This is a genomic window from Mesorhizobium sp. M0174 (assembly GCF_040322275.1).
Taxonomy (GTDB): Bacteria; Pseudomonadota; Alphaproteobacteria; order Rhizobiales; family Rhizobiaceae; genus Mesorhizobium.
In genome coordinates this window covers 22035-41000 of record NZ_JAMYTB010000015.1, presented here as the reverse complement: position 1 = coordinate 41000, position 18966 = coordinate 22035, and the positions used below count along the sequence as shown (strand labels likewise).

15 protein-coding genes and 2 pseudogenes are annotated in these 18966 nt (G+C 61.9%); 7 read left to right on the top strand and 10 right to left on the bottom strand.

The window, feature by feature from the left end; all coding sequences use genetic code 11:
• Positions 1-364 precede the first annotated feature (364 nt).
• Positions 365-2431: a carbamoyltransferase family protein gene (locus NKJ13_RS23530; protein WP_352778505.1), complete on the top strand. Its 2067-nt coding sequence runs from the start codon at positions 365-367 to the stop codon at positions 2429-2431.
• 85 nt (positions 2432-2516) lie between these two features.
• Here the strand turns inward: NKJ13_RS23530 and NKJ13_RS23525 are convergent, their stop codons facing one another.
• Positions 2517-2693: a hypothetical protein gene (locus NKJ13_RS23525; protein WP_352457364.1), complete on the bottom strand. Its 177-nt coding sequence runs from the start codon at positions 2691-2693 to the stop codon at positions 2517-2519.
• A gap of 320 nt (positions 2694-3013) precedes the next feature.
• Between NKJ13_RS23525 and NKJ13_RS23520 the strand changes: the two genes are divergently transcribed.
• The 4 genes from NKJ13_RS23520 to NKJ13_RS23505 all read left to right on the top strand — a co-directional run bounded on the left by NKJ13_RS23520 (position 3014) and on the right by NKJ13_RS23505 (position 6156).
• On the top strand, positions 3014-4198 hold the full coding sequence (locus NKJ13_RS23520) for a glycosyltransferase family 9 protein (protein WP_352453586.1): 1185 nt from the start codon (positions 3014-3016) through the stop codon (positions 4196-4198).
• Between the two features lie 538 nt (positions 4199-4736).
• The gene (locus NKJ13_RS23515) at positions 4737-5021 is read left to right on the top strand and encodes a type II toxin-antitoxin system TacA family antitoxin (RefSeq protein WP_352453587.1); all 285 of its coding nucleotides are present in this window, start codon (positions 4737-4739) and stop codon (positions 5019-5021) included.
• Complete coding sequence (locus NKJ13_RS23510; protein ID WP_352453588.1) at positions 5022-5531, top strand: GNAT family N-acetyltransferase; 510 nt, start codon at positions 5022-5024, stop codon at positions 5529-5531.
• Positions 5532-5721: 190 nt separating this feature from the next.
• Positions 5722-6156, top strand: coding sequence for a hypothetical protein (locus NKJ13_RS23505; RefSeq protein WP_352778503.1), 435 nt, complete (start codon positions 5722-5724; stop codon positions 6154-6156).
• Positions 6157-6805: 649 nt separating this feature from the next.
• Here NKJ13_RS23505 and NKJ13_RS23500 read toward each other — a convergent pair.
• The gene (locus NKJ13_RS23500) at positions 6806-7147 is read right to left on the bottom strand and encodes an FMN-binding negative transcriptional regulator (protein ID WP_502894959.1); all 342 of its coding nucleotides are present in this window, start codon (positions 7145-7147) and stop codon (positions 6806-6808) included.
• 89 nt (positions 7148-7236) lie between these two features.
• Positions 7237-7452, bottom strand: a pseudogene (locus NKJ13_RS23495) (hypothetical protein); the annotation flags it as partial.
• A gap of 281 nt (positions 7453-7733) precedes the next feature.
• Here NKJ13_RS23495 and NKJ13_RS23490 point away from each other — a divergent pair.
• Positions 7734-9380, top strand: coding sequence for an MFS transporter (locus NKJ13_RS23490; protein WP_352493105.1), 1647 nt, complete (start codon positions 7734-7736; stop codon positions 9378-9380).
• A gap of 725 nt (positions 9381-10105) precedes the next feature.
• A pseudogene (locus NKJ13_RS23485) lies at positions 10106-10324 on the top strand (hypothetical protein); the annotation flags it as partial.
• A gap of 1749 nt (positions 10325-12073) precedes the next feature.
• Here NKJ13_RS23485 and rlxS read toward each other — a convergent pair.
• The 7 genes from rlxS to NKJ13_RS23440 all read right to left on the bottom strand — a co-directional run bounded on the left by rlxS (position 12074) and on the right by NKJ13_RS23440 (position 18956).
• Positions 12074-14044, bottom strand: coding sequence for a relaxase/mobilization nuclease RlxS (gene rlxS, locus NKJ13_RS23470; RefSeq protein WP_352778500.1), 1971 nt, complete (start codon positions 14042-14044; stop codon positions 12074-12076).
• Between the two features lie 185 nt (positions 14045-14229).
• Positions 14230-14916: a lytic transglycosylase domain-containing protein gene (locus NKJ13_RS23465; protein ID WP_352778498.1), complete on the bottom strand. Its 687-nt coding sequence runs from the start codon at positions 14914-14916 to the stop codon at positions 14230-14232.
• Positions 14904-15452, bottom strand: coding sequence for a signal peptidase I (lepB, locus tag NKJ13_RS23460; protein ID WP_352502721.1), 549 nt, complete (start codon positions 15450-15452; stop codon positions 14904-14906). The genes NKJ13_RS23465 and lepB overlap by 13 nt, the downstream gene beginning before the upstream one ends.
• Positions 15449-15718 (bottom strand): helix-turn-helix transcriptional regulator, encoded by a 270-nt coding sequence (locus NKJ13_RS23455; RefSeq protein WP_352453595.1) that lies wholly within the window; start codon positions 15716-15718, stop codon positions 15449-15451. Before NKJ13_RS23455 ends, lepB begins: the two co-directional genes overlap by 4 nt.
• 151 nt (positions 15719-15869) lie before the next feature.
• A complete protein-coding gene (locus NKJ13_RS23450) occupies positions 15870-16193 on the bottom strand; it encodes a DUF736 domain-containing protein (RefSeq protein WP_023672372.1) in 324 nt (107 codons plus the stop codon).
• A 544-nt stretch (positions 16194-16737) separates the two neighbouring features.
• Positions 16738-18459: a ParB/RepB/Spo0J family partition protein gene (locus tag NKJ13_RS23445; RefSeq protein ID WP_352778495.1), complete on the bottom strand. Its 1722-nt coding sequence runs from the start codon at positions 18457-18459 to the stop codon at positions 16738-16740.
• Positions 18460-18536: 77 nt separating this feature from the next.
• Positions 18537-18956, bottom strand: a complete 420-nt coding sequence (locus tag NKJ13_RS23440) for a DUF2958 domain-containing protein (RefSeq protein ID WP_352593336.1) — start codon at positions 18954-18956, stop codon at positions 18537-18539.
• Positions 18957-18966: the final 10 nt, after the last annotated feature.

Here is an 18966-nt window from a genome sequence, read left to right as displayed (position 1 = left end):
GGTCTTTCGGGGAATGAAATCGGGCCAGTTCACGGCGCGGCATTATTCGTCAACAGCCGCCCCTTCGCAAGGATATAGGCAGCCCGCGTCACAAGTTCGTGCTGCAGATGAAAACGGCATCGCCGGCATGCAAGTCAGCAGCCGCTCAAGATTCGATGATCCAGCCAAGCTCTCGGCGTCATGGTATGGCAGGCGCCACGATCGAAGCATCTCATGTTGATTCAGGCGGACCCTTATGAGGCGTTCTTTGATGCCGGTGATGCCTGACAGGCGGTTGCAGCTGCAAGCGACAACGCGGCCTATTTAGTTGGAAACGGTCTGAGGCAGGCCAATTTGGCTTGCCCGTCACTATGTGGAGAAAGAAATGCTGTGTCTAGGAATTAGCGGCGGACTTGACCAAGTCCATGAAAACCGATTCGAGCTTCGGAATGCCTTTATGCACGATGGCGCCGCGGTGCTCGTCCGAGACGGACGGGTGATAGCAGCCGTCGAAGAGGAACGCCTCAATCGGATGAAACACTCCAACAAGCTCCCAATTCGTTCGATTCAATACTGTCTGTCAGCGGCGGGGGTTCAGCTCAACGACATTGATCGTGTCGCGCTCTACGCCAGCGAGCCCTATGCCAACGCCATGCTTGAAGGTATGTCCGCATCCCACCCGGACATTCTCTCCATTCCGTTGGATGCTAAAACGTTGGTGCAGGATCTGTTAACGCGTGAGTTCGGCACTAAGTTGGACAATTCGCGTATTTCATTCGTAAGTCATCATCAGGCGCACGCCGTGAGCGCCTTTGCAATGTCGGGCTTCGAACAAAGTCTCATTCTAGCGATTGATGGCTCTGGTGATTTCCTATCGGGCCTCTTGGCGGTAGGGTCTGGCACAGAAATTACGCAACTCGAGGCTTTCCCCGAGAACAATTCTCTTGGGCTGTTTTATCTCGAGACGATCCGCTATCTCGGCTACGGCTTGTTCGACGAGTATAAGGTAATGGGACTCGCGCCCTACGGCGACCCCGCTCCCTATCGCGAGCTCTTCGAGCAGTTCTACGAGCTCTCCGCCAACGGCGGTGGCTACCGTGTTCACCTCGACCGCATCGGTCCGGCGTTGCTCCGCAATATCGAGGTCAGGCGAAAGGGAATGCCCTTCACCCAGCAGCATCGAGATGTGAGTGCGTCACTGCAGGAAGCGCTTGAGCGGATCGTGTTCCACATTCTCCGGCATCACCGTGAGGCCACCGGCATGAAGCGGTTGTGCCTGGCGGGGGGGGTGGCCCACAACTGCACGATGAACGGTAAGCTGCTGTATTCAGGGCTTTTCGAAGACATTTTCGTGCAACCCGCGTCTCACGACGCTGGCTGCGCATTGGGAGCTGCGCTGATAGTCTCTAACGAGATGGGCCGCCCCGCGCCGTGTGAGCGACTGCAGGGGGTCTATTGGGGTCCTGATCTCGGGAGCGAGCGCGCCGTGCAACAGGAACTGAATGCATGGGCCGGACATCTCGAGGTTGAACGCTCTGATGACGTGGCAAGCAGTGCAGCCGACTGGATCGCCAACGGCGCCGTGATCGGCTGGGTGCAGGGTCGTTCGGAGTTTGGGCCACGTGCGCTGGGCAACCGCAGCATTCTTGCCGACCCTCGGCCCGCCGCAAACAAGGACCGGATCAATGCGATGGTCAAGAAGCGCGAAGGCTATCGGCCCTTCGCGCCATCTGTGCTGGAGGAGGATGCGAGCGAATTTTTCGACCTCCCGGACGGTAGGCACGAATTTCCATTCATGAATTTCGTCGTTCGCGTGCGTGACTCAAAGCGCGCCTTGCTCGGTGCCATCACGCACGTCGACGGTACCGCTCGCCTGCAAACAGTATCGCGCAACGCCAATCCCGCGTACTGGGAGGTCATCAATGCGTTCAAGAAGCGCACAGGCACTCCAATTCTGCTCAATACGTCCTTTAACAACAATGCCGAACCGATCGTGGATTCGGTTGCAGACGCGATTGCCACCTTTCTGACGACAGAGCTGGATGGACTTGTGGTCGGGCCCTTCCTGGTAAAAAAGCGGGCTGCAACGCTGCAGGATTGGACTGCGCTTGCGGTTTCGTTGCCACCCTATGTGTCCCTCCATCAAACCCGCGCTTACAAAGCGCCAGATCGTCGGGAGACTCACTGCGAGATCAGCACGACCCACTTCAGCAGTGACAGTGTACGAATTTCACACGACTTGTTTAATCTGCTGATGCGGATTGAGGGCGAAGCCGTGTTGGGAGATCTCCTCAATACAATTGCGCCGGATCAGGCTAAGCGTGAAGCTCTGATGGAGGGCCTGCGACGGCTGTGGGAGCAGCGCCTCGTTCGATTGCATCCCTCACAAGCTGCTCGCATGGATCAAGACTGCGATCAAACGCTGGACCAGCATAACAGGCTCTCAGCGTGATAGAGGTGCCGCTATCCAAGCTCGGCGAATAATGGTGTTCATCGATGCCGCCTGCCACCTCACCGCTGGCAGGCAGTCGACTTCATCACAGGGTTGATTCGTCCACTTCACCTTGGACGACCGGACGCGCAGAAAAAAGCGGCTGCGGCGGGTCCTTGCTAGCGACCGTGATGCGGGACCACAGCGACAGGGCGTGCCCGAGACGGTCAATGCGGCCGGCGGTGTCGTCGCCGGCGGCGACGGTCGCATTCAGGATCAGCATCGACCAAAGAGCGAGGCCACTGCCGTTATGCTCCGAGATCTGGGGACGGCGGCTTGGCGGTCACCGTCTACTCGGCGTTGCCGAACTCACTGCATGCGAGACCGTGACGAAGCCCCTCACATTGCGGGTCGGGACATAGCTGGCTTTCTTGGCGCGCTACCATCGCTAGAGATGCAGACTTCGCCCAACAGCTCCTGCTGGAGCGCGGCTTGGATCTGATGGCAGAATTCTTGCGGAGACGCGGACAAAGTGGGGAGCACTCCAACCTACACACGCGTCACCGGGCTATCAGTGTTGACCGTATAATCTTCGGAATGGCAATGGCATATTTTACAAAGCACGACGGCAATCAAATTATATACCGCAGCTGGGAAGAGCCGGAACAGTCAAGCGCAAGGATGAGAATTTTGGTCCTCAAGCTTGATCATGTCGGCGACTTTTGGATGTCTCTAGGGCCTTTAAAGGACCTTCGTCAGCGTTTTGCGCATGCCCACATTACGCTGGTGGTGGGAAGCTGGAACATCGCTACTGCAAAACAGTTCGACCTCGCCGACGATCACGTTGCTTTTGACTTTTTTCCTCGCAACCCAAAAGTCAAAACGCGCAAAGAAGCCGCGGACATAAGGCCGCTGCTGACCGGCGAGTTTGATCTTGCCATTGATATGCGTGTTCCGGAAGAAACAAGGCCGATCTTGCTTGAAGTTCCCGCCAGGCACCGTGCGGCGATAGTTGATCCGTACAGCATGCATCAGATCGATATTGCGATAGCGCCATTCAATCTGAAACTGCGCAGAACCATTTTCTACAAGCTGGTCCAAAAAATAGGGCTTGCTAACAAAATCCCCCGTAGATGGCTTGATTGGTTCATTGACCGTAAGCAGGTGCGTCTCCAGCATGTGTCAGAAATCCTCCTCTTTCTGGTCGCAAAGGCAGCTGCCTATTTCGAAAGCGGAGCGGGTCACCCACAGAATTCGACTACAGGCAATGCCCCGATTGTCGTGGCTCCGTTCTCCAATTCCAGCCTGCGAGATTGGCCGATTGAAAGTTTTGGCAAAGTTGTCGCTGCTCTTTCGACCCGTGGTGAGGTGGTCCTCGTTGGCCGTGGCGAATGCCTGGAAGCGCTTGAGGAGGTTGCGAAGATAGCTAGGGAACGTGGGGCCGCGAACATTCGGACGGCTGTCGACTTGTCAGAATTGGAATTCAATTGTCTCGTGAATTCGGCCGCCCTCGTCGTTTCGAACAATTCAGGCACCGGCCATGTCGCTGCCCAGCTTGGCCGCCCTACTATCGGCATTTTCACGGCGTCACATCTACCGGAGATTTGGGGGTTTCGAGGTCCCTTGGTCAGCATGCTTATGAGTGTTATTGAATGTCGCGGATGTGGTCTGGACCAAGTGCGGCATTGTCCGGTCAAAGTCCGATGCAAGTTCGACATCACGCCGGATCTCGTGATTGCCGAGGTAAACGCCTTGATGAATCATTGTAAGGGTACGGCACAAGCTTAGTGGCTCGCGGTCACCACAACCGCGATTGCCCAGCCCTTGTCGCTGATTCAATCGCTACAATCATCTAAAGGCCGAAATTCAGAATCGAATCGACTTGTTCGAAGGACCGCAGTGGCGATGTCACATTGGCCGACAGGTGGCATAGAGCGGCGCCTGAGAATGAAAGTGCCGCCGCCCAGCCTTCATAGCCGTTCCTCCTTTGTGGCGTGACGGCCCGAAAGTCGCCATCGCGTCAGATGTTCATCAGCTTCGGGATAGCCGGGGCTCGTCCGGCGACAGTCATGGCAGCGACTTCGCTTCTGGACCCGCTCATCCGGCCGCCAAAAACAAATGCGCTTTCTAAGCCGTAATTGATCCGCCGGAGCTGACCAAAGCCACCTTGCTCTGGGTTGCGGCAATGGCGACTGGGGCGAGAAGCCGAGAAGAACCGATGCGGCGAGAAATCCTGAGACCATCCGCCACGAGACGTCGCCAGGGAACGTAGTATTGCGTTCCGCGTTACACTAACGTATATACGTCCGCAGCACAGGAGCGCGCCATGGCCACCACACCCACCAGGAAGGAAGCACCCGTCTCGATGCGGTTTCGCGACGATGATCTCACCATCATCGACCGCGGCGCGGAGCTGCTCGGCCTGTCGCGCACGGAGTTCATGCGGCGCGCCGCGCTGCACGAGGCGCAGGCGGCCATCCTCAACGAAACCGTCATCCGCGTGTCCCCGGAAGCCTATGACGCCTTCATGCAGGCGATCTCAGCCCCGGCCGCTGCGCCCCCGGCGAAGGCGGCCGAGCGGCTGCGTCGGTCCCCGCCCTGGGACCGCTAGGTGGCGCTTTCAGGCATCGAACTCCTCGACCATGCACACCGCCTCGACAGCTTCGATTGCGGCAAGCCGGCGCTCAATGCTTGGCTGGCCGGCTTCGCGCGAACGAACCAGGCCCGCGGGTTTACCCGCGTCCTGGTCGTTCACGACGAGGGAACAGTCGTCGGGTATTACGGCCTCGCGCCGGGCGTGATCCAGCCAAATAGCGCACCGCGCGCCATCCGCACCGGACGCCCGCCCGATCCGATCCCCTGCCTGCTGATCGGACAACTCGCCGTCGACCACCGCTATGCCGGACAAGGCGTCGGTAGCGGCTTGGTCAAGGACGCGCTGTATCGCTGCGTCGCCGGCGCCGACATCGTCGGCGGCCGCGCGGTGGTGGTGCGGGCGATCGATGCCGAGGCAGAGCGCTACTGGCAGAGCTGGGGCTTCATTCCCGCGCGGGACAATCCGTCGGTGCTCATGCGCTCGATCCAGGACGTGAGCCTCTGGCTGGCCGACAAAGGCCACTAGCTCCGCGCGCGTAGCGCCTCCGGAAGCGGCAGGTCTGCGCGCCGGCCTGCCGCCGACCGGGCTCTAGTTGCGGCGTCCCGCCGCTCCCCGAGCCGGCTTCGCCGTCTCGGCGTTCGGGTGACCCCTCACGCAGGGCCAGAGGGAGACGGCGGTCAGAGCGAGGGAGCCCTGGAGAGAAGGGAAAGTCATGATGTCGATGATATTCATAGGGGGTTCACGCGAGATATTTGAGCTGACGGAACCTGCCATCGCTCGGATCCGCCCAATCGTTGTTGCCGTGCACGGCGTGCTGATTGGCGACGCGTCTGGAGCCGATGCCGAGGCGCAGGGCCTGCTCGCGGGCTACGGCTACAAACATGTCGGGGTCTTCCATGCGGCCAAGGAACCCCGCAATGGTCTGGACGACTGGGCTGCCTACCGGGTCCCGTCTCCTGAAGGTGCTAGAGGATACTGGATCTACGCCGCCAAAGACCGGGAGATGGCGCGCGCCGATTTTGGGATGATAGTCTGGGACGGCGCATCACCCGGCACGGCCGTCAACGTGCTTCGGCTCGCCATGGCGAACAAGCCGAGGTCATCTACGATCTGGCCAGGGGCAGCATGGCGACTACGCACCATGTCGTAGACTGGTGCGCCATTGCTCCGCGATGCCGGTCCAGACATTCGGCGCGCCAAGCCGAAGCCCGCATGACGCGAGGCGAGCGCCTGGCGTTGCCGGGATGATGTACGCGCGGTCCCGGCGGGTCCAACGCGATAGACTTGATCCGGCCCCGCGCCCCCAACTCCACTTGTATGAACGGCCGGGGCCGCCCTTTTCGAAACCGGCTCACCGCCGCGTGGCGTTGTGCAGGATGATTGTCTTGACCCGTCTCGCATCTGAAGCGGGTGCAAGCCTGCCGCACATGCCGCTGCTTGGTCATCCAACCTGGCTGCGAGGCATCGCTACCGTGGGGCGTGGCGTTCGCTGCCAGTCGGCTCCGACCTCCAAACCGCTGTGCCGCCATACCGAACACGCAAGGCGGTTTAACCGCCAGGCTGCTGTTCAAGGTATTAACGACTCAAGCGGCATGACCGGAGAGGCTGGCGGGGTAAGCAGCTTCCATCGATCCGGCGGCATTGCGGATGTGGCTGGCGATGGCGGCCTGAGTTCTTGTCCATCTGCCGCATAGCGGGTGGTCAGATGCTGGTCGCGTTTCCGGCGAGCCGAAGCATTTGTCTCTCAAGGTCACCCGTTGGAAATCCAGCACCAGCGGCTTGTCGGGACAAGATAGTTGCTATTGGGATTTGGCCGCCGCAACCGCGAGCATCGCTTCTCCCATCCCATTGACGCCTCGGGCATTCAGCATTTCACCAGCGTTCTGAATGTCGCGCACCTCTTTGTTCTGGCTGAGTTTTGATTTACCAACCAGGCCGGTGATCTCGATTTCCAGGGCGACGATCGCCTTCACCATCGTGTCAATGAAGTCCTTCGGCGCGTCGCCCATCTTCCACGGGGCAGGCTGCGAGGCTTCATGCATATGAGTGAGCTTCGCCACGTTACGGCGCACATAGCGCTCATCATCCCGGACAGTGATGCGTCCGTGGGCGTGGACGACGAGATAGTTCCACGTCGGCACCTGGTTATGGAATTCATGCTTGCTTGGATACCAGTTCGGCGAGATGTAAGCGTCAGACCGTCGAGCTCGTCCCGGACCGCATGGCGCTACGGCGTCACCTCCAGCCCGGCGAGACAGTCGTCATTGTCCGTGAGGGTGACCGCCGCCTCTACGGTGAGAATATTGATCGCCGGCAACTTATGGCGCCTGCCGACCTCAAATTCGTTGAAGTCGTGCGCCGGCGTGATCTTGACCGCGCCGCTGCCTTTCTCCGGATCAGAATACTCGTCCGCCACCACCGCGATCCTGCGGCCGACGATCGGCAGAGGATTCGCTGCTAGCACCGTGGCAGTTTGACAACCCGGCCATCGGGGCGGTAGCACCGTCCAAGGCCAAGAGTCGCAGGGCAGACCGCACCCCATCGGGCTGCGCGACCCAGACCAGCTGACGCCCAACTGGCACACTCATCGCGCATCAGCACCGTGGATGCGACATCTACTTTGTTGCGAGCGCGATATCGGAACTTGGTTGTGACGCAGCTGTGCGTAAGCGCACCGCTGTCAGCAAGTGAGTGAGCGAAAGAACTACGTGGTGGAGGTGAGAAGTCATGCGGCGTCAAGATTCCCCGCCCTTTGCGGCAAACACACTGATCCCTCTTCAGAATCCGGTCTTTCGTTCGATCTGGACAGCCACGCAGATATCCAGCCTTGGCTGGCTGGTGCAGAGCGTGGCTATAAGCTGGCTTATGGTAACGATTTCAGCCTCCGATCTGATGGTTGCGCTCGTGCAGGCTGCATCGACACTGCCCGCCTTCTTCTTGTCGATCCTTGCTGGAGCGATTGCAGACAGCTTCAGCCGCCGCGGCGTGATGCTTGCCGGACATTGCCTGATCGCACTGGCATCCACGGCGCTGGCTCTCTCTGTTGGACTCGGCTTTGTCAGTCCATGGATGATCTTGGGACTGAGTTTCTTGGCGGGATGCGGCTTTGCCTTGAATGATCCAGCCTGGCACGCCTCGGTCGGCGACATCCTGGAAAAGCGCGACATACCCGCTGCAGTGACGCTGATGTCGGTGGGGTACAACGTGGTTCGGAGCATAGGACCGGCGCTGGGCGGTGTAATTTTGGCTTTGCTGGGCCCCCTTACGGCTTTCGCCTTCGCTGCGCTGACCGACCTGGTCCCGTTGAGCGCTGTGCTGCGCTCCAAGTGGCAAGTTCGCTCTTCGCCTCTTCCGCGCGAGCGGATGACGACGGCCATTCATGATGGCATGCGCTTCACGGCAATCTCCTCGGAGATCAGAGTGGCGATCGTGCGCGCAACCCTGTTCGGGCTGTCAAGCATCTCGATCCTTGCTCTGCTCCCCCTCGTGGTTCGCGACCAACTGGCGGGGGGGCCAATTGTTTACGGCGTCCTGTTAGCCGGCTTCGGCACAGGCGCCTTCATCGCGGGCATTGGCAATAGCTACTTGCGACGCATCACGTCCCAAAATCGATTGATCACGCTCGCATCCGTTGCTTGCGCAACGTGTTGCCTTTTACTGGCTCTCACATCATCGGTGGCTGTAGCAGCGATCGCGCTTGCAATCGCTGGCGCAGGCTGGGTTGTCACCTGGACCGGAACCGACGTGTGTGTGCAGTTGGCAAGCCCAAGGTGGGTCGTTGGTCGCACCCTGTCGATCTATTACGCCCTGACCTACGGCGGCATGGCAGCGGGCAGCTGGATCTGGGGTGCTGTCGCGCAGTACTATTCCCTGACGTGGGCTTTGGAAGGTGCTGCAGCGGCGCTGTTGCTGGTTGCAGCCGTGGGAAAGCTATTGCCGGTACGGCTATGGGAGGAATCGGATCAAGGGGCCTTCGACTTCAGGCCACCAGAACTGGCCCTCGATTTGAAGCCCAGGAGCGGCCCGATCGTGATCAAGGTGGAGTACTCGATACCCGAGGAGAATATCGAGGAATTTCTGAGCTGCATGCGCGAAAGGCGGCGCGTTCAGAGCCGTGCCGGTGCGCGGGACTGGACTCTCCAGCGCGATCTTCAGAACTCGACTCTTTGGACCGAGACATTCCGCACGCCGACATGGACGGACTATCTTCGTCTAAACCATCGGCTAACGGTGACTGACAGGGAGGTAGGCGAGCGCCTTGCCGCTCTGCAGGTCGGTGATTCTCCTCCTCGTCTCTCACTTTCGATCGAGCGGTCGACAAGCCCCGCCCCCGGCAGCCAAGTCCAGCCTGTGCCCTTTGTATCGCGCCCGTAAGGAAACCAGTAACTTTTCTGGGTTCGGACACGGGAATGGCGGAGACCTACTCCATCTTTCGTCGGGACTGCCCGGATTGCCATACGTTGCGGCCGGTTAGGCGAGCATGAGGATTTGTGTGGCACGTACGTCCACCACGGGCCCATGTCCAGCCCCACCGCCTCTGCCATCAGATCGGCTTGGGCACGGGTTCAGGTCGCCTGTCCCCCTGCATCGTGGCGAGCAGCGGCGAGCAAGGGGGCGGAGGGATCTCCCCGGTCTGCACGGAGCGAAGCGGGCAGACGGAGGAATCCGCCATCGGCGGCTTGCAGGGAGAGGGCCGCGCGCCTCTTTCCCTCCCTCACAAAACGTGCCGCCAAGCACGTTCACGTCGGCGCAGCCGTGCCGCAGAGCCGGCCGCAACAAAGAAGGCCTACAAGGCGGAAGCATCGAAATGTCCGCCAGCGGGACCAATTCAGTTCGGTGCTGGAGAAAGCGGTTCAACAGGGCGGCCGTAGGAGCACCAGCATAGCGCCGCCGTCAGGCGCGACGCGGACCGACAGCCCCGAGAAGGGCGCTGATTGATCGATCGAAATTGAATCGGCTCATTTTTATCAGCTGAAATATTCCATGAATTTTTCACGATGCTTCAGCGCGCGCGTGGATTTGATGCAGCCATCCAGGACTGCTGCATTGCCATAGCAATGGTCACAACCTGCTAGCGGGCTTCTGGAGATGGACGCACGATCGGTCAGACGCGCTTCTATTGGCTGCCGTCGGCGCCAGACGGTCGCGGAGCTTCAAATCTGATCGGGCTCCCGAGCGAATTGCCGTCCTACGAGCATTCGGGACCGATCCCGGCCTACAGGCACGCCTTACTTCGGGCGGCGGATCAAGTGATCCGTGAGGGGAATGCCACGCCGGCATGGCTCGCCAATGACTTCAATGCCAACTGTCGGCAGTCACATCATAAATTAAGCATAGCTCCGCGACACAAATCCAAGGTGGCGCACAATCCTGCGAATTGTCATCGCTGTGACAGCAATCGCCGCACCAAGCAAAGTGGCGAACTCGATTCTGCTCGTGAGATCCCAAAGTTCTCCGCCGATCTTGCGCTGCGTGCGACCGCCTCCTGATAGCATAGAGCAAGACCTTCTTGAAATCGGCCTCTGCCGGCAATTTTGTCGTAAAGCTCATGGTGGCGACTCCCGCACGCGCGCAGGACAGCCGGCAGATCGCGCATCTTGGCGATCAACCCTGCCATTCGGCCCGTCGTTCTTCTTTATTCCAATGGAGATCGTAATCAGGTCCGGCCGGTCACGGAGTGAAGTGTTCTCCTTCGAGCAGCCACGTCGGCGCCGCTCAGAGTCTTCGACGAGCGCGCCATGACAGCATCGATCTCCGCAAATTCTTGCCAGCAGATCGTCCTCACATCATCATGCCCTTGGCTTCAACCGGGCTGGTGCCCTCCCCTTCCCGGCTTTTTGTCCCGACGCTCGGGTCGCGTCGCCCGGCCCGGTCAAGGCCAAAAAAATCGTCGCGGGTGAGCGCCTACTCCGGCTTCTGCCAAATATTCGTCGGCGGGTTCGCAGCACCGCGGGCGCACGGGTGAGCTCGTGGGTGGAGTGCGGATGGAAGTAGGCGATGCACATCGTCACCAGCACCTCAGATTGTGTGAGGTCCACGGTTCGCTCGCCGACGGGCGCGCGTATGGCGTCGGTATACGCAGGGGGGTCCGTCGCCTTGGCCTCAGTTTCGGGGCAATGGCAAGCCCTGGTCGGCGCGGCGCTGAGTTGGGCGGAAAGATCGACGGCGCAACGCGGGGCTCCTGCGCGACGAGCAGGTTTTTCGCCCGGTCTGACCCGGCCTCGACTCCAGATGCCGCAATGACCGTCGGGCCCGCCGCGATTGATCGGGTCTCATGCCCAAAGCTGCCTCGGTGCCCAGTAGCGGCACCGCATGGCCCCAACCCAGCCAGTAAAGCGTCGGCGAGCCAGCATCCGACGGTGCGTTCGAAGCGATCTCATTCGGCGGCCATGATCGCGCACGTCACCATGCCGCAGCGGAAAACTGCCGAAGCTCGTCTGGCCAGGTCGCTGACCGCCTCGTCATCGCGGGCGTCGACCAAAATCTTCCCCACCGCAGCGAGGTTTCTCCCGTTAGAAGATCCTCAGCGGGATGGGCTGCCAGTTCACGCCCGGCCAACAGCATCCGGCCCGCAGGGCCGACCTCGTCTTCCGGTCGTGTGAGCAGAAGAACATCGCGAAGTGCGGCCTCATCCTCGACGCCGCGAGCCTGCTTCGCCGTACTGCGGCCGCCGAAAGCCCTACGCGCTGTCACAAGGCGCCAGCCCACCTCTCTAGCTGGCGGACCATCTCATCGAGCGCGCCGATGGCCGCACCGGCAGTGATTGCAATGTCCTCAATGCGCCGCAACTGTTTGGGTCGGGGCAGCCCTGCGCAACCAGGCCGGCACCGCCGTCGTCGGCGCGGCTCCGTGGCACCGGGAAGAGTGCCGTGGTGTCGCAGGAGGGTTTTGGCTCAGAATCATGGAACACGATGAATCATCGCGGCGCTTTTTGTAGAGCGAACGATAAGTCTTGCACGACCAGCCATTTATCCCTCGCGAGATCAATGCCGCGGGCAGTTAGCAGGCGAACTCCGTCCGGACTGAGTACCTGTTTCAACGCGGGCAAAAGAAGTTGTGTAGCCATGTCACGAAATGCTTGGTCCGCTTCTCTGCCGGCCGATGGTCCATGAAATCCCCTCTGCACGCGCGACGCCGGAAACCTCCTTGCCGATATGATGCTCAAGCACCGGCCGCCATGGCACCAGCGTGAACTCGCGCGATTTCTCGATGACAGCGTATTTTCCGCCGGCGAGCTCGACGGAGCGGCGGAGCGTGCCGTCTATTCGATCTCCACTCTGGGCTTCAGAATAGAACAGACCGAGTTCGTTCGACAACTGGCCGGCCACGCGGTTCAACTCGCGTTGGCGCAGCATCGAAAGCATGTTCGCGCGATAGACGACCCGATCCTGCGCTTCATGCGCAAGACCTTGCGCAATCAGCCACTGCCGTCGGCGGCCTTGCGCCTCTCGGACATCGCGGCCGAAACCAGAGCTGTGCAAGGCCTCCGGTATGTCGGAAACCAGCTCTCGATCGAGCCAGGTGGCGCCGTCGAAGCTGACTTGGCTCTCCAGCAGCATTGACGAGAGCTTGTCGACGACAACAGGCTCGGCCCTCGCTCGCTCACGCTCGTAGCCCGCGACGCGGTCGAGATGGTCCGGCGCGATAGTCCATGTACCGTCCGGCTCGCGCTCGACACGACCGGTCGCCCGGCGGATCGCCTCCAGTCGCCGCACGTGCGTTTCGGCAAAGCGTTCGGTGGCCGACGGGTCATGCTTGAGATGGATATCGATGCTGTAGCGCCCGTCATGGGCCGTGGCGATCTCGGCAATTGTGCGGTCGACTTGCCTTGGCCCGGCGTCCCTCGGCGTGACCCGCACTATGCAGCCCTCTGGCGTCGGTTGGGTGGCCTCGCCTTTGCCGATATCAACATAGTGGCTTTTGCCGTCCACGCCGTCGACGACGAGGTAATGGCGGTCAGTGATTTCGTCGGCCAGGCCGCGCGCAATGATGCGGCCGACGACAGGCTGCATCTGCTCTGCAGATCGATCATGGACAACATAGTCGGCGGCACTGCGGGCGAGCCCCTTGCCGGTCAGTTCGCGGTGCATGGTCTTGATGATGTCGCCCCGCTCGCCGATGCGGCGCAGCGTCGCTTCAAGCTCGCCATCAAGGCGCCAGCGGCCCGAGCCGACTTCCTCAGCCAGACCCATCCGCTCGAGCTTGCGCAGGCGGCCCTGGTGCAGCGTCTGGCGAAACGTGTCTCGGCTGGCCGGTGAGACATGCCCCTCATGGTCGCGCATGCGGAGCAGCTGCCGATCGATGCTGGTGAAGCGTTCCCGCTCCATTTCCTGGCGCAGGCGTTGCTCGATCTCGCGGTCCGTTCTCGGGCCAAGGTCGAGGCTGACCAGCTCGGCCGCCCGTTCACGGATTCCAGACGAGATGTAGTCTCGCGCGATGACAAGATTTTCGCCGCGGTCGTCCTTGCCGCGGACGATAATATGGGTATGCGGATGACCAGTGTTGAAATGATCGACAGCGACCCAGTCGAGCTTGGTGCCGAGGTCTTCTTCCATTTGCGCCATGAGGCGCCGCGTGAGCGGCTTCAGGTCGTCATACTCGATGCCGTCTTCAGGGGCGACGATGAAGCGGAACTGATGCCGGTCGCCATCGGCACGATCGATGAAGGCCTTGCCATCAACACGGTCGCTGTCGGCGCTATAGAGCTCGCCAGGCTCGCCTTCGCGGGTGACGCCGTCGCGCTGGAGGTAGCGAAGGTGTGCACGTGCCCCGTCAACACCCTTGCCGGCCAGCTTGACGATACGCGCCTTGACGACGGCGCGCCGCTGCCGAAACGCCGCGTGGGGGTCGCGCGCTCTGAGAACGGCGGCAGCAGCCCCGCCGCGCCCCGCCCGGCTTCCGATGAAGCGGCCACGGCGACCGCTGCCGCCGCCGGCTCGGTTGATCGCGGCGCGGATCTGGCCGGCGAAACGCTTGCCTGCCTTCGAGCCGCGCGATCCGATTTTGCCCAGGCTCGGCTTGAACTCTTCATCCTGCATTGAGCCTCCTAGCAATCTTTAACAAAATCAAAGGTTTGTCGGCAGAAGCTCTCCTGACGCTGAACGCAGCCTCCGTGAAAAACGATGTGCAGACAAAGACTTCGCCGCCTCCAGGAGGCGATGCCTTTATCTTGCCTTCCGCGGACCTGCCTCCCTGCCCGGCGCGACCCACGGTACCCCTGCCCTCACCTGCGATCCGGCCGGCCTGACCTTGCTCGCTCCGATCCGAGCGGCACCACAATTTGGCCATTCGGATCGGTCGCGGAAACACCGTTTCGCAGGAAAAACAGCGACTGCCCGGACGGGATTTCCGGCGCTTTTCCGGAACGGGATTTGCCGGTGAACGCGTCCATGTCGGCGGCCGAAATCCCCGCAGCCTTGAGCTCTTCCAGATACGAAACCGTCTCGCTGGGCAGCGGTCGCCCACGCTGCAAATGCTGTTCGTAGCGGTCCGGCCCAGCGTTATAGGCGGCAAACAGGCCGGGAAAGCCGAAGCGGTCATACATGGCGCGCAGATAGGCAGTGCCTGCCAGAATGTTGTCGCGAGGGTCGTGCGGATCGGCCCCCAGGCCAAGCTCTGCGCGCATCTCCTCGTAGGTGCCGGGCATCACCTGCATGAGGCCAATGGCGCCGGCGTGTGAGGCGATCGGCCGTCCGTCCAGCATTGTCTGCCCCCGGCTTTCGGCATCCATGACGGCATAAATCCAGGGCTGTGGAATGCTGAAACGCCGGCTTGCTTCGGCTATCAAGTGCTGCCATCGTTGGAGCTGCGGACCACGGGAGATGGCGGCCGGCTGAGCGTCGGTCGCGGCGGAACAGGCGCATGGCGCTATCGCGACCATGCCCAGCATCAGGAGGGTTACTCGGTCCATAGCGGCACGAGCCTCCCGGCAATATTTTCGGCCGGCACCGGCCCGAAATAGCGGCTGTCGAAGGAGCGGTTTCTATCGTTGCCGAGCAGGAAAAACTCGTCGGCGGCGAGCTTGCGGCAGGCATTCCACCAAGGCAGCGGACGGTGCTGCGTGTCGGTTGCCAGCCGGCGCGCGACAATCTCGCCGCCGATGATGATGGCGTCGCCGAAGGCGCAGACATGCTCGCCAGGCAGCGCGGCAAGGCGCTTGACCAGCGGCACATTGCTGGGCAGATAGAAGCGTTCGGCGGCGAGATCGGCGACCGGTTTTGGCGGGCGGACGAGCACCAGATCGCCACGAGCCGGTGATCCGGACGCGACGCGATAGAGGCCGACCGGCGCACTGGCCGAGGCGTTCCAGACCAGCCAGGGCGATGGGTTGTCGAAAGCGGCGAAGCCGATCAGGCCGAGGCCTATTGTGGCCACGGCGATCGTCTTGCGCGCCCGAATGCGCCGCAGATGGCTGCCGATCAGACGGATAGTGGGACGCCGGCTCATGAGCGGCCTCCCTCACCGGCCGAGCCGGAATTGTGCCCGCCATCCTCGGGCCTGGTCTCCTGCGCGCGTCCCTTCGACCAGTCGTCGAGCTCGTCGATGTGATAGCGGACATAGCGGCCGTGCTTGCGGAATTGCGGGCCACCGCCCTTGAGCCGCATCTTCTCCAGCGTGCGCTGGGATAGCCCGATATAGAAGGCGGCCTGCGCGGTGTTGAGAAACGGACTGCCCTTCTTCGCGCGGGCCGCGCGTTCGTTTTCGTCGTCCATGATGGTCCTCGTTTCGTTACGGACAAGCGAAGGCGAGGATCGGCGAGCGAGATCGTTTTGGGGACGGGCGAAGAGTGGGGGGCGAGTTTTCGCCGCCCCTTCTTGAGAAGAGCCCCGCGCCGGTGGCGGCGCGGGGCTCGAGGCTGGCGGTTCAGTCGACCGGGTTCCAGATGATGGCGTATGTGTCGTCGTCGTCCTGGCCGGCGGCGCGGCCGAGATTGGCGTAGAGCTTGCGCGGACCGAACTCCGGGGCGGCAATCGACAGGCTCACATAGTCCTTGCCGGAGGTCTCGCCGGTGCGGATCCAGCCGGCCCCTACTTCGACCCCTTGCGTCAGCACCCGAAAGTCGGGATGGGTGTCGGCGCTCTTTGCCTGATTGGGCACGATGTCGATGTCGGCGCGGACGCTAAGCGTCTTGAGCTGGCCCTTGTAGCCGCCGTTTTCCTGTTTGGTAACGTATCCGATCGCGGTCATTTTAGTCTCCTTTTGGTGCTCGCCGGGGACCATTCCCCTGCGATGGCGGACCGTGATGGGCGCGTCCGGACCGCCGGAACCGGGACGGCCGCAGCGATAGCGGAGGACCCGAGCGGACAGCTTTTTTGAAGCGAAGCGGCGCGAGGAAGCCGCCGCAGGCGGCGGGGAAAAAAGCTGCTGGCGAGGGTTTCGGGCGGGCCGGATCCGCCCATAGGTCGTCAAGCCAGCCGCAGGGGAATGGTCCCTGAGACACATGGAGACAGGTGGCGCGATCGGCGGCACAACGAGCAGGCGGCATTACAGGGCGCCGGCTGCGCGGGCTCTGTCGGCAACCGGATCGGACAATTGGACCCATGCGCCTGGCGCCTCGGCAAGCAACCCGGCGTGGTGCAGGGCTGCCGAAACGGGGGCGAATTGGCGTCGGGATTTCTCGCGCGCGGCACTGGCTCGACATGACGACCGATCGGCAGCCGGCGCGGTCCGGAGCGGCGCGCGCGACCTGAGCGGCGGCACTCGAGAGAACCGCCGCTCGGGCCCTGATCGACTATTCGCGCGCGAACAGCGGCTGCACTTGTGCCCACTGATCGGCGGTGCGGAAGCCGCCGCGGCTGGTGTAGCTTTCGGCCGGGAATTTCATCCAGCGCGGCAGCCAGGTCTCGACCCTGAGGCGGCCATTCTCGCCCGCCAGGAAGTCGCGGATGATCTTCTTTTGCGTCTTGACCTTCTCGGCGACATTGCCGTCCGCGACCAGCTTGCCGCCGACCTCGGCGAGCATCGAATTGGCGATTTCCTTGTCGCGCAAGAGGTCGAAGAAGGCATCGTCCGGTTGCCACCATGTGCCCATATCGACGTTCAGATGGTTGCCGAGCGCCTCGATGACGGTGCTGCCGGCTGCAAGCGTCTCGGCCATGACAAGGGTGAGAACGCGCATGACATCGTCGTCGCACAGCGCCAAGAGGCGCGCGAACACGCCGGCGATAGCAAAGGCGTCGCCATTGCCGCCGGCGACCACGCCATCCTCATCCGGTGATCCGAGCAGGGCCAACACTTCGCGCCGCTTTTTGCCGAATGCAGCTTCAGCCTTGCAGCCGTCAAGGCTGGCAGTCACCGTCTCGTTGGCTGCGCGCTGTGGCTCACGGCGCACCTGCCACAAGCCGGAACCGGTGATGGCGTGCGCCACCACGAGGCGCAGCGCCACGGCGGGATGGTCGAGCATGGCCGCGCGCACGGCGGCATGGCGATGCAGATCGACATAGTTCTGCATCGGGCCGGTGAGTTCGGGGCGCGGCGGCTTGGCGGCTGTTTCTTCTTGCTCACCGCCCTCGCGGGCGCGGCGGGCTCGCTTGTGTGACAGCCAGCCCTCGTGACACTCGACCTCGCCGCGATACGTGACCGCGATGAAGACCTTGCCGCCCCTCTTCTTCGGGGTCTTCTCGTGGTCCCATGGGTGGAAATACTGGCCCGGCTCCAGCAGCACCACCTCGCTCCAGCCGTCGTTGAGATAGGTGTCGCGTCTGGCGGCAATCGCTTCGTTCTGCTTTTGCCAGAACAGGTCGGCATCGGCGAAATAGCTGTCCTCGCCGAACAGGTCCGAGGTGATCAGGCCGGGATATTCGTCGATGGCAAACAGCGCCACCTTGGTGGAAATCGACTGGCCGCCGAACAGCCATTGCTTCAATTGAAAGCCACGCGGCGCGTATTGATCGGGATCGGCACAGAGTGCCAGCCAGTCCTTCTGCTGCGCCTTGGACGCCATGGTGAGATGGCGCACCGTCTCGGCGTCGATCTCCTCGCGGCGATAGGCTTCGCGGATTTTGGGCAAGAGGTCGCCAAGCGCCAGAATGCGTTTGACCTTCAGGTCAGTGATGCCGAAGGTCGCAGCGATGTCTGGAACGGTGCGGCCTTGCCTGACGAGCCGCGAAAACGTCTCCCATTGCGATACTTCGTCAGGATCGAGGCGGGCGAGGTTTTCGATCAGCGAGGCTTCCAGCGCATCGGCGTCGTCACCGTCCTCCATGATGGCGCAGGGCAAGGGATCGCCTTCGCCGCGCTCGTCGGCAAGCGATTTCGCGGCGAAATAGCGCCGCCTGCCGGCGACGATCTCGAAGGTTTCCGGCTGGCCGTTCGGCCGCACAAGGAGAGGCACCAGCACGCCGCGCGCACGCACGGATGGCAGGATGTCGGAAATGTCGGGCGCGCGTTTTCCATGGCGCATGTTGAGCGCGGAAATGTTGAGCCGATCCAAACGGATGTGGGCAAGCTGCATGGTTACTCTCCTTCGCTTTGGTTGAGGTTGTCCCGCCGCAGAGGCCGAAGGCCGGCGCGGCGGGACGGTTTTTGCCCCTATCGGCGCTGCTGTTCCGCCGTGTCGGGCGGAAGCTCGGAATGGGGCTTTGAAAGGGCGTCTGCTGCCTGCCGCAGAAGTCGCTCGGCCTCGGTGATGTGGCCGCAAATGCGGGCGGCTTCGGCATAGACGGAGAGCGGAAAGCGCGCCTGGAAATGCAGGTCGCGCTCGATGCCGAGGCCAAGCGGACCTTTTACGGATGCAAGCTCGGCCAGACTGACGCTGCCGAGTTCGGGGAAGCCGAAGCCGAGATCGCAAAGGCCGAACAGCGTGTCGCCATCGGCGTCGAGTTCGCTCAGAAGCCACGTGGCGGCACCTGTGGGATTAAACAGTTTCACAACGGGAAAATGGTCGATGTCGGCGTCGGCGGCGCCATTGGCGAGCAGTCGTGCGCGCAGTGGATCGGTGATCAGGATCATGGAAAGAAGA

What these genes read in the sequence shown, in the direction of transcription:
- rlxS (WP_352778500.1), bottom strand. Translation starts at nt 14,044, where the DNA reads ATGCAGGATGAAGAGTTCAAGCCGAGCCTGGGCAAAATCGGATCGCGC.
- NKJ13_RS23530 (WP_352778505.1), top strand. Translation starts at nt 365, where the DNA reads ATGCTGTGTCTAGGAATTAGCGGCGGACTTGACCAAGTCCATGAAAAC.
- lepB (WP_352502721.1), bottom strand. Translation starts at nt 15,452, where the DNA reads ATGAGCCGGCGTCCCACTATCCGTCTGATCGGCAGCCATCTGCGGCGC.
- NKJ13_RS23450 (WP_023672372.1), bottom strand. Translation starts at nt 16,193, where the DNA reads ATGACCGCGATCGGATACGTTACCAAACAGGAAAACGGCGGCTACAAG.
- NKJ13_RS23490 (WP_352493105.1), top strand. Translation starts at nt 7,734, where the DNA reads ATGCGGCGTCAAGATTCCCCGCCCTTTGCGGCAAACACACTGATCCCT.
- NKJ13_RS23465 (WP_352778498.1), bottom strand. Translation starts at nt 14,916, where the DNA reads ATGGACCGAGTAACCCTCCTGATGCTGGGCATGGTCGCGATAGCGCCA.
- NKJ13_RS23515 (WP_352453587.1), top strand. Translation starts at nt 4,737, where the DNA reads ATGGCCACCACACCCACCAGGAAGGAAGCACCCGTCTCGATGCGGTTT.
- NKJ13_RS23445 (WP_352778495.1), bottom strand. Translation starts at nt 18,459, where the DNA reads ATGCAGCTTGCCCACATCCGTTTGGATCGGCTCAACATTTCCGCGCTC.
- NKJ13_RS23505 (WP_352778503.1), top strand. Translation starts at nt 5,722, where the DNA reads ATGTCGATGATATTCATAGGGGGTTCACGCGAGATATTTGAGCTGACG.
- NKJ13_RS23525 (WP_352457364.1), bottom strand. Translation starts at nt 2,693, where the DNA reads ATGCTGATCCTGAATGCGACCGTCGCCGCCGGCGACGACACCGCCGGC.
- NKJ13_RS23455 (WP_352453595.1), bottom strand. Translation starts at nt 15,718, where the DNA reads ATGGACGACGAAAACGAACGCGCGGCCCGCGCGAAGAAGGGCAGTCCG.
- NKJ13_RS23520 (WP_352453586.1), top strand. Translation starts at nt 3,014, where the DNA reads ATGGCATATTTTACAAAGCACGACGGCAATCAAATTATATACCGCAGC.
- NKJ13_RS23440 (WP_352593336.1), bottom strand. Translation starts at nt 18,956, where the DNA reads ATGATCCTGATCACCGATCCACTGCGCGCACGACTGCTCGCCAATGGC.